The organism is Hyphococcus sp. D3-15, assembly GCF_055809375.1.
Genome location: NZ_CM147910.1, coordinates 3,334,245 through 3,349,256 on the forward strand (window position 1 = coordinate 3,334,245; position 15,012 = coordinate 3,349,256).

At 59.2% G+C, this 15,012-nt stretch carries 8 protein-coding genes and 1 pseudogene; 5 read left to right on the forward strand and 4 right to left on the reverse strand.

Features of this window, described 5'->3' with window-relative positions; genetic code table 11:
- The first annotated feature begins 146 nt into the window (after positions 1–146).
- A complete protein-coding gene (locus tag AC0L8G_RS16410; RefSeq protein WP_473385239.1) occupies positions 147–2,084 on the forward strand; it encodes an EAL domain-containing protein in 1,938 nt (645 codons plus the stop codon).
- A gap of 7 nt (positions 2,085–2,091) precedes the next feature.
- On the opposite strand, the gene AC0L8G_RS16415 is transcribed toward AC0L8G_RS16410, so the two are convergent.
- Complete coding sequence (locus AC0L8G_RS16415; protein WP_473385240.1) at positions 2,092–3,483, reverse strand: carotenoid oxygenase family protein; 1,392 nt, start codon at positions 3,481–3,483, stop codon at positions 2,092–2,094.
- Between the two features lie 159 nt (positions 3,484–3,642).
- Complete coding sequence (locus AC0L8G_RS16420; protein WP_473385241.1) at positions 3,643–4,914, reverse strand: response regulator; 1,272 nt, start codon at positions 4,912–4,914, stop codon at positions 3,643–3,645.
- Between the two features lie 222 nt (positions 4,915–5,136).
- Here AC0L8G_RS16420 and radA point away from each other — a divergent pair.
- The 4 genes and pseudogenes from radA to AC0L8G_RS16440 all read left to right on the forward strand — a co-directional run bounded on the left by radA (position 5,137) and on the right by AC0L8G_RS16440 (position 9,909).
- A pseudogene (radA, locus tag AC0L8G_RS16425) lies at positions 5,137–6,505 on the forward strand (DNA repair protein RadA).
- A 114-nt stretch (positions 6,506–6,619) separates the two neighbouring features.
- A complete protein-coding gene (locus AC0L8G_RS16430; RefSeq protein ID WP_473385242.1) occupies positions 6,620–7,297 on the forward strand; it encodes a CvpA family protein in 678 nt (225 codons plus the stop codon).
- A complete protein-coding gene (gene purF / locus AC0L8G_RS16435) occupies positions 7,294–8,853 on the forward strand; it encodes an amidophosphoribosyltransferase (RefSeq protein WP_473385243.1) in 1,560 nt (519 codons plus the stop codon). The genes AC0L8G_RS16430 and purF overlap by 4 nt, the downstream gene beginning before the upstream one ends.
- 81 nt (positions 8,854–8,934) lie before the next feature.
- Positions 8,935–9,909 (forward strand): class I SAM-dependent DNA methyltransferase, encoded by a 975-nt coding sequence (locus AC0L8G_RS16440; protein ID WP_473385244.1) that lies wholly within the window; start codon positions 8,935–8,937, stop codon positions 9,907–9,909.
- 6 nt (positions 9,910–9,915) lie between these two features.
- Here AC0L8G_RS16440 and AC0L8G_RS16445 read toward each other — a convergent pair whose 3' ends face one another.
- Both AC0L8G_RS16445 and AC0L8G_RS16450 read right to left on the reverse strand, forming a co-directional pair.
- On the reverse strand, positions 9,916–12,798 hold the full coding sequence (locus AC0L8G_RS16445; protein WP_473385245.1) for a valine--tRNA ligase: 2,883 nt from the start codon (positions 12,796–12,798) through the stop codon (positions 9,916–9,918).
- Between the two features lie 79 nt (positions 12,799–12,877).
- Complete coding sequence (locus AC0L8G_RS16450; RefSeq protein WP_473385246.1) at positions 12,878–14,905, reverse strand: prolyl oligopeptidase family serine peptidase; 2,028 nt, start codon at positions 14,903–14,905, stop codon at positions 12,878–12,880.
- Between the last annotated feature and the right edge of the window lie 107 nt (positions 14,906–15,012).

Below are 15,012 nucleotides of genomic sequence, written 5' to 3' on the forward strand. Positions count from 1 at the left end.
TGTTTACCTTGTCGCCTGAATCGCATCAGGGTGATTTTGAGGTATACCCACCGGTTCCGTTCAGCGAGAATTAACCCGCGCCAAGGAGTATGGACGGAGTCTTAATCGGGGGGTCGCGGCCTGACGGCTGACGGAAGGACATAGGGATGGGCGCACAAGCAGTTCGACTTTCCAATGTCGACATAGATAATGCCTTGAAGAACAAGGACTTCGAGGTCCTTTTCCAGCCAATCTTTGATCTTGGCAATGGCGCCCTTGCGCGCGTTGAAACCTTTGTGCGCTGGCGCCATCCGCGCCTCGGCTTGTTGCCGCCGGGCGCTTTTATTTCTTTCTTTGAGAGCCAGGGCCGGATGAGCGAGCTCACCCGCTATGTCCTCGGCAGCGCTCTGAACGCCTATATGGACTGGCGCGGCCCCTGGCCTCCGGGATTGTCGGTCAATCTGGCGCTGTCGGATCTCAGCGATGACGCCTTCACCTCACACTTTACGAAATTGCTGCGAGACTATGATTTTCCAGCAGATCTCGTAACGCTGGAATGCCCGATGCCGCCGGTGGACATGCCTGTGGGCGTGGCTGCGGCGCATTTCAACCGTTTGTCGGAAACCGGCGCCCGCCTCGCCATCGAGGTGCGCGGCCGCGCCAACGACCTGCTGCGCACGCTCGACCCTTTTCCCTTTGACGAAATCAAGACCGGCGGTTCGGCGATCCTGCGCTTTGCGCGCACGGTGCGCGGGCCCGGCCTTTCCGCAATCGCCGACCTTTTGGACGTAGCTAGCAAATCTAATGCAGCCATCACTGCGGTCGGCGTTGAGGACCAGGCGTCCCTCGCGGCGCTGCGCGGCCTCGGCTTCACGGCGGCGCAAGGCAACCATCTCGGCAAGGTCGGCGATCTGAAAGATTTCCGCCCACACCGCATCAACGAGGTGCGTGAACTTCTCGGCCTTGAGCCATTGGCCGCCGAAAGCGTGACGGCGCTGTTCCGGACTGAAGCGCCAGCCGTTCAGCCTGCGGGCGAGACCAGCGGCGCGGATGTCGAAAGCGAAGACGCGCTGATCGAACGATTGAACGAGCGCGTGGCGCAATTCGGCGATCCCGTTGAGGACGAGCCCGCAGAAATCGAACAGGACGAACAACTGGCGGAAGATGCGCCTGTCTCCGAAAATGCATCCGAGACGCCCGCTCCGGAAGCCGCCGCAGACGGCGAGGATGACAAAAAAGCGCGCGCCCGTGAGAAAGCCAAGGCGCTCGCGCTCGCTAAACGCGCGAAAGCGCGCGCCGCGCGCAAAACCGCCGCTATAGAGCGGGCGAAGGCGAAAGCCGCGACGAAACCGGAGGGCGACGACGAAGTCTTCACGGATTTCGCCGATGAGAAACAAACCGCGCCGCGGGAGATGCAGGAACGCCTGAACAAGGCATTCAAACCGGGCGACGCAGAAGCGCCCGCAGAGGCCGCGCCCACGGCGCAAGCCCCGACCGAGGAAACACCGCCCCCCGAAAAGGAAGTGTCAGCGGGTTCGCCCTTCATCGTATCGCGCGATGAGGTCACGCCCGCCGCGATCAAAGCCGCTAATGCCGCTTCGGCCCGGGCTGCAAGCGCAGGCACGACGGTTGAACGCGCCATGGCGGCGCAAAATGCAGCGCAACCAGGCGCCGCCAGTTTGATGGAGCCGGTGTCATTGCCGGTCGGCCATTCCGGCGCCTATTTCCAGCCCGGCATCAAGGTCGGCGCCGCCGCCTTTCCCGGCGCGCCAGACCAGCCGATTACAGCTGCGAAACTGGATATTCCGGCTTCCGAAACACTGGAAACGGATGCCAGCGAGCCGCCGCTCACCGCGCCGCAAAAAACCCAGCCGACCGAAGACGAACTGCTTGGGGATTTGCATCAAGACGACGGGGAACCGCGCGAACCGGTCAGCAAACCCCGGCGCCGCAAAAACTTCCTGCAACGGAAATACCAGATCTGGCCGACTCATTTCTGGCCGCATAGCTGGCGCCGCGCGTGGAAACGCCGAGCCGAAGAGCGCGAGGCGCGCCGCGCCGAACGCGAAGAAGAAACCGAGACGCAGCCGCAACCTGCGGAATAATCGGCAATTAACTTCCCTTAGCCCAGGTCCCATGAAATCCCGCCGGCACGCGCTGGGGCAACTTCACACGCGCGACTGGCGGTGCGGACATATTTCCCGCGTCAATAATATGAGCTTCTGAATTCCCGGCGAGATCGGCGGTAAAAGTAACCAGCCAGCCATCGTCTTCGCCGCCGCTGACTTGCGAGCGCGGTGCAAATGCCGGCTCTGACCCGAATACACCGTCGGGGAATTCGTGGCGCACCGCCGCGCCGGTTCTGAGGTCATATTTCAGCAAGCCGGAAAAGCGCTGCTCGATGCAATCGTCAAAAATGACGTGATAGGAATACCGCGTTTGACGGCCCGCATAATCATTATTGATGACCGGAAACTCAGACAGCGCATCGTCAATCTGCTCTTCACGCCCCTCGCCGGTTTTCAAATTCATGCGCCATCTAAAGGGGTGCGCGCGCAGGGCCAGCACATCCGCCATCGCCGCATAGGGGCCGTATGCCGGATCAGGCCGAAGACCGTTGGGAACCATTTTGCAGGCGGCCATGACGACTTCGTCGCCCTCCTCCCAGCAATTGATGACGTGATAGACATAACATGTCGGAAACTCGAACCATGTCGGCGCGCCTCCTTTTCGCGGCACAACGCCGAAGCGGGTTGGCTGGTCGGCCACATGGATTTGCCAGAGCCGGTTGCGGATCGCCTGCTCGGAAAAAATCACCGGCAAGTCATGGAGAACAACGTAGTTCTCCGTCATTCCCATATCATGCGGAAGCCGCGGCCCCGGCAGATCGATCTCCTGAAATTGCGTCAGCACACCTGTCGCGGAAATTGTTCCTGTCCACATTTTCGGCTCGTAAAGTGCGTAGTCGAAAAACACCAGCTCGCCGGATTCGGGATCAACTTTCGAATGGGCGGACATGTTGCGCGGCAATTTACCGGCAAAAGTCTCCGTGCGGATCGTTTCAAGCGTTTCAACGTCCACGGCGACCGGTTGGCCGGAGATATACCATAACGCCAGCAGCTTCCCATTATGTACGATGACATCGGTATTCGCCGTGTCACGGTAATACACTGTGCGACCAGGTGCGTTACGCGATGGCTCGAATATGCCGCCAAGCGAAGCGGCGCCGTTCTCCGCCAAGTCTTCGGTGCCCACATATCGGTTTCGGTAACGCGCCTTGCCGTTCTCGAACCAGACGCCATGAATCATGCCGTCGCCGTCAAACCAATGATGCATCCCCGCCGGCGGCGAGGATGGATTTGGCCCGTTGCGAAAATAGGCGCCGTGAAGGTCGCGGGGAATTTCACCGCTGACCGGCAAGTCCTCGGCGCTGACCTCCTCTTGCACCGGTGCGAAAAGCCCGTGGAGATAAGGGTTCACACGATTTAGCGCCGCTTCACTCATCGAAAAATCCCTTTCGCCATACAATAACGTTCCGGCGCAGGACGCCAGTCGTCTGATCCGATTGAGGTTAGCGTGGTCTAGTTGAGTGCGCCAGCAGCCGTCACAGCATGCCGTCGCCACTTGGCGTTGCGCGCGATTGAGACTCGGCCAGTCTTGGCCTTATGCAGCCTTGCTTTGTTTTTTCCTGGTCAGGACGCGCTCAATCGTTTCGAACAGCGTATCGATAATGATCGGCTTTGGCAGCGCAGCATTCATGCCTGCTTCAGTATACAGCGTAAGATCTTCCTCACGCACAGCGGTCGTCAGGGCGATAATCGGAACCGCTGAAAACTCCCGTCCGCAGTTTCGAATTTCGCGTGTCGCCGTCAGCCCGTCCAGGACCGGCATCTGAATATCCATGAACACAAGATCGCATTTGTTTTGCGCGATGATCTTCACCGCCTCAAGCCCGTTTTGGGCCGTCAACACGGCGCCCACATGTCCCTGCTCGAGCAGTTCCTTCATGATCATCAAATTGAGCGGGTCATCATCCGCGACCAGGATCGTTTTGTTTGCAAGCAGCGACCGCGCGCGCTCGGCGGGTTTGACCAGCGGCTGCTCAATTTCCTGAGCCGGCGCCGGCGCCAACGCGACCGGAATGCTGAGTTGAAACACAACGCCGCTGCCAAAGGCGCTCTTCACTGTCAGCTTGCCGCCCATTTTTACGACCAGCATTCGGGCAAGCATGAGCGCCAAACGACGCCCTTCTGTATTCATCATCTCCGCATTGAAATCAAACTTGTCGGGACTAAAATAGGCCTCAGTCATATACTGATCCATCCCGGCGCTGCTGTCCTTAATGACGACAATCAGACTTCCGTGTTTCTGCTGGCCCATGGCGGAAAGATCAAACGCGACGTTTACGGCGCCGGATTCGGTTTGCTTGATACATTGCGCCAGAACAGTTGAGAGGCATTGTATGAACCGCATCCGGTCCATTTCAAAATGCCAGTGAGCCAGTTTACGGGTGTCGAAACTCAGCGCGAGCCCCTTGCTCGCCGCACGTTTTGCAAATCGCCGTTCAAGCAAGTTTACGGTCTTTTTGAAATTGACTTTGGACGTTTCGATTTTCAGCCGGTTGGCCTGCAAATCCAGAATGTCGAGAATGTCCATCAACGCGCCGCGAAGATTGTACGAGCCTTCATTCAGGATGCCCAACAACTCTTCCTGCTTTTGCGTCAACCCCATTTTCTGGAAATCGAGGACCTGCAGCGTTCCGACAATCTGGTTTAACGGCGCCCGCAATTGCTGGGCGGACGCAGACAAAAACGCGTTGTTCGCCTCTACGCGCGCACTGAGCAATTTTTGGTTCCGAGCCTTGCTCAGCATCCAAGCGGTCGCAGCGCCAGCGGCGAATGAAAGAAACAGGAACAACACACCAATGATTGTCACGAACGGCCCCAGCTTTCTCCCCCGGTTAAGTTCGACATGCGAAGGCCCGGTAATGGCTGGGCCGATTGGCGGATTTTATGGCGCTCACCCTCCTAAAGTGTGAAAATTATCCCTAAATTTTATCTACTTTCCCTGACGGCGCGGCGAGCCTTATCGGTTTTTGGATAAGTATGCGCTTTGCCTTTGATTTTCGCCGCGTTGGCGGTAAGGCATTAACCACTTATGGCGAGATCAACCGACAATTATGTTTGCCAGTCCTGCGGCGCGGTCTATGGAAAATGGGCCGGACGCTGCGAGGCGTGTGGCGAGTGGAATACGATCGAGATGGAGGCCTCGGAAGCGGGTCCTCCCGGCTCATTGGCGGGAGGCGCCGGCGGCGCCAAGGGCAAAGGCAAAAAACTCGATTTTTCATCGCTTTCCGGCTCCACAGAAGAGGCGCCCAGGCTTCTCACCGGCAATAGCGAGTTCGACCGGGCCTGCGGCGGCGGCCTTGTTCCCGGCTCGGCGATTTTAATAGGCGGCGATCCTGGCGTCGGGAAGTCGACGCTGCTTCTGCAAATCGCCTCGGGGCTTTCCAAAGGCGGAACCAATGTCGCCTATATTTCCGGCGAGGAAGCCACGGCGCAGATTCGATTGCGCGCCAAACGGCTCGGAGTCGAAAAAGCGCCGGTTAATCTCGCCTCCGCCACATCATTGCGCGATATTCTGGCCAGCCTCAAAGCTGACCCGCCCGGCGCGGTAATCATCGATTCCATCCAGACATTATGGTCGGACGCGCTGCCCGCCGCGCCCGGCACGGTGACACAGGTCCGCGCCTGCGCCCAGGAACTGGTGCGCTTCGCCAAAGCGTCGGGCTGTATTGTCATGCTCGTCGGTCATGTGACCAAGGACGGGCAGATCGCCGGCCCCCGCGTCGTCGAACATATGGTTGACGCCGTCATGTATTTCGAAAGCGAACAGGGGCGCGACTTCCGCATTTTGCGCGCCGTGAAAAACCGTTTTGGCGCCGCGCATGAGATTGGCGTTTTTGAAATGTCCTCGGACGGCCTGCGCGAGGTCGCCAATCCGTCCGAATTGTTCCTGACCGGCGGCGATGCGGCGGTTTCCGGCGCCGCCGTCTTTGCCGGCATTGAAGGGACGCGGCCCGTCTTGGTGGAAATTCAGGCGCTGGTCTCGCCCTCCTCCCTCGCCGCGCCGCGCCGTGCGGTGGTCGGCTGGGACAGCGCGCGGCTCTCCATGCTGCTCGCAGTGCTCGATGCGCGGGCGGGTCTCGATTTCGGCCGGAATGATGTCTTTCTCAACGTCGCCGGCGGCCTCCGGATTGCCGAACCTGCGGCGGATCTCGCCGCCGCCGCCGCGCTTTGCTCGTCTCTCTTTGATCTCGCCCTTGCCCCGCGACCGGGTGGTGTTTGGCGAGGTGGCGCTGTCCGGCGCGGTGCGTCCCGTCAACCAGACCGAGGCGCGCCTCAAGGAGGCCAAAAAGCTGGGCTTTTCCGGCGCGCTCGCCCCGACGGGCGCCAAAAGCGGGACACTCTCCCTTGTCGAGGCGGAAACATTGGCGGATTTAGTCAAATGGGCTCGCAATGGGTGAGCCTTACCGGTTGAGAATTCTCCCCGGCACAGCTATTGAATTGACCGGGGGAAGTGAGCGACTCGGCCCATTATGCGACCAGCATATTCGGGGCGGTGATAGGCGGGTTCAGTAATGTTTGATCTCCTGTTTCTCGTAGTTGTCGGGATCTCGACAGCCTTTGCCGTGCTGCGCGGTGGTTTGCGCGAATTGTCGACCCTGTTGTCACTCGCAGTGGCCGGCGGCGTCACGCTCCTCCTGATCGAGCCGGCGCTTGCGATTACAGGCCAGGCAGGCAGCTTTTTCGGAACAGCGATAATCGCGGCGCTCTTAGTGGGCGCCTTTTTTGTGGCTGCTCATATCGGCTTTCACGTCGCCCTCAAGCGGTTCACCCTGACAGGACGCGCGGCGCTGGCCGACCGGATTGGCGGCGGTGTTTTCGGGTTGGCGCGCGGACTGGTCCTCATTGGCCTCGGCTATCTCGGCTACTCCTTTTATCTGGACGAAGCCAAACAGCCGGAAGAAGTCAAAACGGCGATAACCCGGCCCATCGCCGCCGGCATGGCGAATTGGTTCGAAGGATTTACGCCGGAGACCGCAGATCTCGATGCGCCAGCAGAGCCTGCAGAAGATGCAGCAGTGAGCGGCTATGAGCGCGGCGATCGCAACAGCCTAAATGAAATCGTCACCACCGTGACCACGACAGATCCCGCTATTGCGGCGAGCGCGCCGGAAGCAGAAGACGAGACGCCTCCGGCCGATGAAGAAAACGACCCAATTGCCGACATCCTGAATGAGGACACGCCCGAATGACCATCAACGGCGACGCTGCTATGCCCATGAACGAACGCGCCGCCCAATTCCTCAAATCAGCAGGTCCGGCCTATAAGGCCCGGCAGGCCGAACTTGAGGCGCTGGTTGGCAAACCGAAACTGATCGAGGAATGCGGCGTTTTCGGCGTCATCGGCACCAAGGATGCGGCGGCGCTAACCGCGCTCGGCCTGCATGCGCTCCAGCATCGCGGCCAGGAAGCGGCGGGCATCGCCAGCTATGACGGCAAGCACTTTCACAATGAACGGTTTCTCGGGCTCGTCTCTGATAATTTCTCCGACGCAACAACGCTCGGCGCGCTAAATGGCGAAGCCGCGATTGGCCATACGCGCTATTCGACCCAAGGCGACACGGTGCTTCGCAATGTGCAGCCGCTTTACGCAGATCTCGACCAGACCGGCATCGCCATCGCTCATAATGGTAATCTGACCAACTCGAAAACGCTGCGCGCCGACCTGGTGCGGCGCGGGTGCATTTTCCAATCCACCTCGGACTCGGAAATCTTCCTGCAACTGACGGCGCGTTCGCAATATTTGTCGGTGGTCGACAAGCTCATTGAGTCGCTGAAACAGATCGAAGGCGCCTACGCATTGACCGTGCTGACGCCGGAAGGGCTGATCGGCGCGCGCGATCCGGTCGGCATCCGTCCGCTTGTGCTCGGCGATCTGGAAGGCGCGCCGATTCTCGCCTCGGAAACCTGCGCCCTCGACATTATCGGCGCGAAATTCGTACGCGACATTAATCCAGGCGAAGTCGTCATCTGCAAGGCCGACGGGACCATTGAAAGCCGCCAGGTCTTTCCGAAGAAAGATCACGCGCGCGCCTGCATCTTTGAGCTGATCTATTTCGCAAAGCCGAATTCGGTGGTCGATGGGCAGAGCGTCTATGAATTGCGCAAACGCCTTGGCGAGCGCCTGGCCAAAGAAGCCCCTTGCGAGGCGGATCTGGTGTCGCCGATTCCCGATTCCGGCGTGCCGGCGGCTATCGGTTACTCACAAAAGACCGGCCTGCCCTACGAAATGGCGCTTATCCGCAGCCATCACATTGGCCGCACGTTTATCGAGCCGGAACAGAAAATTCGCGAAGCCGGCGTCGCGCGCAAGCATTCGCCCAATCGCGAACTGATCCGCGGCAAGCGCGTTGTTTTGATCGACGATTCCATCGTGCGCGGCACAACATCCCGCAAGATTGCGCAGATGCTCCGCTATGCCGGCGCCAAGGAAGTGCATATGCGGATCGCCTGTCCGCCGATTATTCATCCGGACTTTTACGGCATCAACACGCCTTCCTATGAAGAACTTCTGTCCGTTGACCGCACCGTCGAAGAAATGCGCCAGATGATCGGCGTCGACAGCCTCGCCTTCCTGTCTCTCGACGGGCTCTACAAAGCCTTCCGCAAAGGCAAGCGTGATGACGACGCCCCTGCCTTCACTGACCACTGCTTTACCGGCGACTACCCGACCAAGCTCACCGATCGCGACGCCGAAGCGCGCAACGCCATGGTGACCCAACTCTCGTTCCTCGCCGAAACGAGTTAACCGTACAAATCGCTTGATTTCGCCTGCGCCCGGCTGCAAACCCGCTGCCGGAATTCTCGTGGAGCTGTTATGCGTCGCGTCATGCGTTCGTCCGGCGATTTGATCGCCGACCGCCGCTATCAATACGGACTGGCGTTCGCCGAAAAGGGCGACCTCGCCGCCGCCAATGACCTTTTTGAGCAGGCGATTGAACGCGCATCCGGCTGGGCTGACGCATGGTTCGCTCTGGGGCGCGTGCGGCGCGATGCCGGCGACGCGGCAGCAGCGATCGCCGCCTTCCGCGAAGCGCTGCGCCATGATCCGGCGGATACGCTCGGCGCAAGCCTTGAGCTGACCCGCCTCGATGCGAGCGTTGCGATTGACGCCGCCCCGCTCGCTTACGTGAAAGGCCTGTTCAACGCTTACGCCGAAGTGTTCGACACGATGCTGGTCGAACGCCTCGACTACACGGCCCCGCAAAGGCTGGCGCAAATGATCGAATCCATCAGCGGCGCCGCACCGCGCCATTTTCAGCGTGCGCTTGATCTGGGATGCGGCACCGGCCTCGCCGGTGAGGCCATTATCGCCAGCACGGGCTGGCTTGATGGTGTCGATGTTGCCGATGAGATGATCGGCGCAGCGCTGGACAAGGGGATCTATAACAGCCTTGCCTGCACGGACATCATGACCTTTCTCGGCGCCAGCAAAAACTCATACGACCTTATCATCGCCGCGGATGTGTTCATCTATTTTGGCGACTTGAAACATCTCTTTGCGGCGGCATCCGCGAAGATGTCTTCCGGCGCGTTATTCGCCTTTTCTGTGGAGCGATCGAAAGACGCTGATATAACTTTGCGCGACTCGCTGCGTTTTGCGCATTCGGCGGAGTATGTCCGCAAAGCGCTGAATGGCGCGGGCTTCGAGGTTGTGAATATGGAACCCGCCGCCCTTAGGCAGGATCGTGGCCGCGATGTGGAAGGCCTGTTGGTCGTCGCCCGCAAACCCGAAGAACTATCCGGACGGAAATCGCCAGACAGGAACTCGTCCAAAACGCCTTATCTCGCAAAGCCCAACTAGACCGCGTTACAAGTCGTTCAACCGGGCCAGCGCGGCGTCAAGCTTTTCCAATTGTTCAACGAAATTGGTGCGGCGGGTGTGCTGCTCCTCGACAACTTCCTTTGGCGCCTTGTCGACAAAGTTTTTGTTGCCGAGTTTCTTGTCGATCCCGGCGACTTCTTTTTCGGTCTTGTCTTTTTCTTTGACGAGACGGGCTTTTTCCGCCGCGATGTCAATGAAGTCGGCGACGGGCAGCGCCGCAACAGCCCCCGCATGAACCACCTGCACCGCGCCCTTGGGCGCTGCGTCAGCGGTTGAAATCTCAGACAGGCGCGCAAGGCGTTTCAAGACGTCGTCATGACGCTCCAGCTTGGCGGCATCCTCGGCGGAACCGCCTATAAAGATCAGCGGGATTTTTGCAGCGACCGGCACGTTCATTTCCTGACGCACAGACCGAACGCCGGATATGAGGTCGATCACCCAGTTCATTTCTGTCGCCGCGTCATCATTTTTCAGTGCGTCCGTATAAGACGGCCACTGGCTAAGCATCAGCGCATCGCGGGTCGCAAAACTGCTCCAGAGTTCTTCCGTCACGAATGGCATGAAGGGGTGCAGGAGCTGCAAAATCCGGTCGAGCGCCCAGGCGGCGGCGGCGCGCGTCTCTTTTTTCGCCGCCTCGTCATCGCCCATAAAGACCGGCTTGGCGAGCTCGAGATACCAGTCGCAGAAGATGTTCCAGATGAATTTGTAGTTCGCTCCCGCCGCATCGTTGAAACGGTAGGCCTCGATCTCGCGGGTCACTTCCGCCGCGCATTGGTTCGCCTCATGGACGATCCATTTATTGAGGGTCAGGCTCGCCTTTTCCGGGTCGAAATCGGGGTCCGGCTTGCATTCATTCATTTCGCAAAAGCGCGCGGCATTCCACAGCTTGGTCGAAAAATTGCGGTAGCCTTCGACGCGGGATTCCGACAGACGGATATTGCGGCCCTGCGCGGCTTGCGCCGCCAGAGTGAAACGTAAAGCGTCGGCGCCGAATTTGTCGATCAGGACGAGCGGATCAATCACATTGCCCTTTGACTTCGACATTTTCTGGCCGTGCTCATCGAGCACCAGCGCGTGAATGTAGACCGTGTGGAACGGCACGTCCTTCATGAAGTGGATGCCCTGCATCATCATCCGCGCCACCCAGAAAAAGATGATGTCAAAAGCGGTGACGAGGACGCTGGTCGGATAGTGTTTTTTCAGCTCCGGCGTTTTCTCCGGCCAGCCGAGCGTCGAGAACGGCCACAGTGCAGACGAAAACCATGTGTCGAGAACATCTTCGTCCTGAACCAGAAGCGGGGCGCCATCATGCTCGTGACGGCGCATGTCGTTAATGTCTTCGAGCGAATACCCTTCTTGTGTATATTTAGCGATGGCGATCTTGGTCGCTGCTTCCTCGCTCTCGGCCACATAACAGTGCCCGTCAGGCCCGTACCACGCTGGAATGCGATGGCCCCACCAGAGCTGGCGCGAAACGCACCATGGCTCGATATTGTCCATCCACTGATAATAGGTCTTCGACCAGTTTTCGGGGACGAACTTCGTCTTGCCTTTTTGCACCGCTTCGATGGCGGGCTTGGCGAGCGTTTTCGCATCCACATACCACTGGTCAGTGATCATCGGTTCGATGACGACGCCTGAGCGGTCGCCAAACGGCTGCATGATCTTTTTGTCTTCGACCTGGATCATCAGCCCTTCGGCGTCGATATCAGCGATGACACGCTTGCGCGCCTCAAAGCGGTCGAGCCCGCGATATTCGTCAGGTACTAAGTTGATCCCGTCCACATAAGCAGTGTCCGGCGCGCCGCCCTTTTCGACGATCTTCTTCGCCTTCGCTGCTTCTTCCGCATAGGGCGCGCCGTCATCGCGCATGGCGCCCGTCGTATCCATCAGGCGATACATGGGAATATCGCCGCGCTTGGCGACCTGATAGTCGTTGAAGTCATGGGCGCCGGTGATCTTCACCGCGCCGGAACCAAAATCCGGGTCCGGATAATCGTCGGTGATGATCGGAATGAGGCGGCGATGCTCCTTCGGCCCCACGGGGATTTCGCAAAGCTTGCCGACGATGGGCGCATAGCGTTCATCGGAAGGATGCACCGCGACGGCGCCGTCTCCGAGCATCGTTTCGGGCCGCGTCGTCGCAATGGAAATGTAATCGCGGGTTTCGCGCAGGGTGACGTTGCCGTCTTCGTCCTTCTCCACATATTCATAGGTGGCGCCGCCGGCCAGCGGATATTTGAAGTGCCACATATGGCCGTCGACTTCGCGGTTCTCCACTTCGAGATCGGAGATCGCGGTTTCGAATTTCGGGTCCCAGTTGACGAGGCGTTTGTCGCGATAGATCAGCCCTTGATTATAGAGCTCCACAAAGACCTTCATAACCGCCTTGACCATCTGGTCGTCGGCGGAGCCGTCATCGCCCATGGTGAAACGTTCGCGCGACCAGTCACAGGACGCGCCCAGGCGTTTCAACTGATTGATGATCGTGCCGCCTGACTCATGGCGCCATTTCCAGACTTTCTCGACAAAGGCCTCACGGCCGATATCGGTGCGCTTGGGCTCCTGGCGCTCCATCATCTGGCGCTCGACCACCATTTGCGTTGCGATGCCCGCATGGTCCGTGCCCGGCTGCCACAACACAGCTTTGCCGCGCATGCGCTCGAAACGGCAGAGAATGTCCTGCAGCGTATTATTCAGCGCATGGCCCATATGGAGCGAGCCGGTGACGTTGGGCGGCGGAATGACGATGGTGAAGGGCTCGCCCTCGCCTGCCGGTTTGAATGCGCCGGATTCCTCCCACGCCTTGTAGAGGCGGGCTTCTGCGTCTTTATAGTCAAAATTCTTGTCGAGCGTTTTTTCGGACATGGGGATAAGGTCATTCTGCGGCTGCGAAGGTCCGGGTTTATCCGCCAGGGCGGAATTCCTCAACCGCTTTCGCAGCGCCCTACGCCCCAGCGACCTTCAGCCCCGTCTCATGGGCGATAAACGCCCACATATCGGCATATTCCTCGATGATTTTCTCGGTCGGCTTGCCGGCGCCATGGCCCGCCCGGGTCTCGATCCGGATCAAATGGGGCTTGTCGCCAATATCAGCCGCCTGAAGCGCGGCGGCGTATTTGAAGCTGTGGCCCGGCACCACCCTGTCATCGGTGTCCGCCGTGGTCACCAAAATCGCCGGATAAGCCTCGCCATCCTGAATGTTATGGTAGGGCGAATAGGAATAGAGATTGCGGAAATCCGCCTCATTCGCCGGATCGCCATAATCGTCCGTCCAGAAACGCCCGGCCGTGAACTGGTTGAAGCGCAGCATGTCCATCACGCCCACCGCCGGCAGCCCCGCCGCGAACAGGTCTGGGCGCTGATTGACCACCGCCCCGACCAGCAATCCGCCATTTGATCCGCCCTGGATCGCCAGCTTGGCCTTGGTCGTGATCCCTTGCCCGATCAGATATTCGCCCGCGGCGATAAAATCATCAAAGACATTCTGTTTGTTGAGAAGGCGGCCGGCATCATGCCAGGCTTTGCCATATTCACCGCCGCCGCGCAGATTTGCGACAGCCAAGACGCCGCCCATCTCCATCCACTGAAGCCGCGTCACGGAAAATCCCGGCGTCAAGGAAACGTTGAAACCGCCATATCCGTAAAGCAGCGTCGGCGCACCTCCGGACAGATCAAGCGCCTTTTTGTGGGCGATGAACATCGGTATTTTTGTTCCGTCCCTGGACGGATAAAAAACTTGCCGAACTTCAAAATCTTCCGGACTGAAAGGCGCCTGCGCTTGCCGAAAAACCGATCGCGTCCCGGCCTCAATATTGTAGCGATATATCGCCGGCGGCTGATTGAAGCTTTCGAAACTGAAAAATGTCTCTGTATCGTCGGGTTCGCCGCCAAATCCGCCCGCCGACCCGACGCCCGGAAGCTCAACAGCGCCCATGGATGCGCCCTCAAGGGAGAATATGCGCACTGCGGACTTTACGTCTTCCATGTAATGAGCAAACGCCCGCCCGCCAACGATGTTGACCCCGGAAAGAACATGCTCGGTTTCGGGAATGACGTCCGCCCATGAGGCGCCGGGCGCCTGCACCGGCGTCGCGACCAACTTGCCCTTGGGCGCTTGCTTGTCAGTGAAGAAGAAATGGCGGCCACCCGCTGTCGCGACATAGCTATAGTCGTGCTCAAAGCCGGAAACTATTTCCAGCGGCGCCGCTGCAAAATGCACAAGGTCGATCACCACCACCTCATAGCGACTGTCGGTGCCTTTCCAGACGGTGACCACAAGCGCCTTGCCGTCGCTTGAAACCGACGCAGAAAACCCATGATCGGGATGAGAGGGCCGCGCATATATTTGCACGTCATCTTCCTGCGCATCGCCGATTTTGTGAAAATACACCGCCTGGTTGAGATTGAGGCTCTGAAATGCGGCGCCCTTTTCTGGCGCGGGATAGCGCGAATAGTAAAAGCCCGATCCGTCCTTCGCCCAGCTGACGCCCGAAAATTTCACCCAGTCGATTGCATCGTCCAGCACAACACCGCTCGCTGCATCGACGACTTTTACGGTGCGCCAGTCAGACCCGCCATCCTGCACCGTATAGGCGACCAATGCCCCGTCCGGGCTGGGCGCATATTCGCCAAGCGCGGTCGCCCCGTCCTCGGACCACACGTTGGGATCCAGAAGGATGCGCGGATCGGCGCCCGGTTCTTCTACAAAAAGCACATATTGATTTTGCAGCCCGTCATTGCGCCCGTAAAAAATGCGGTCGCCTTTCTTGGTCGACAAGGTGAATTTTTCATAATCCCAGAGCGTCTTGAGGCGCGCCTTGATGGCGTCTCGCCCCGGCAGCGCATCCAAATGGCTATTGCAGGCTTGATTCTGCGCCGCCACCCATGCCGCGACCTCTTCGCTTTCGCGCACATCCGCCTCAAGCCAGCGATAGGGATCGCCCACGCGAACGCCGAAAAACTCATCCGTCAATTCGGTTTTTTTGGTCTTGGGATAGAGCAGTTCCGCCTCCGCGCTGCGCGATGCAGCCTTTTACGCCTACAAAAATTTTTCTCGGCCTGAGCCCGCGCACATTCAGG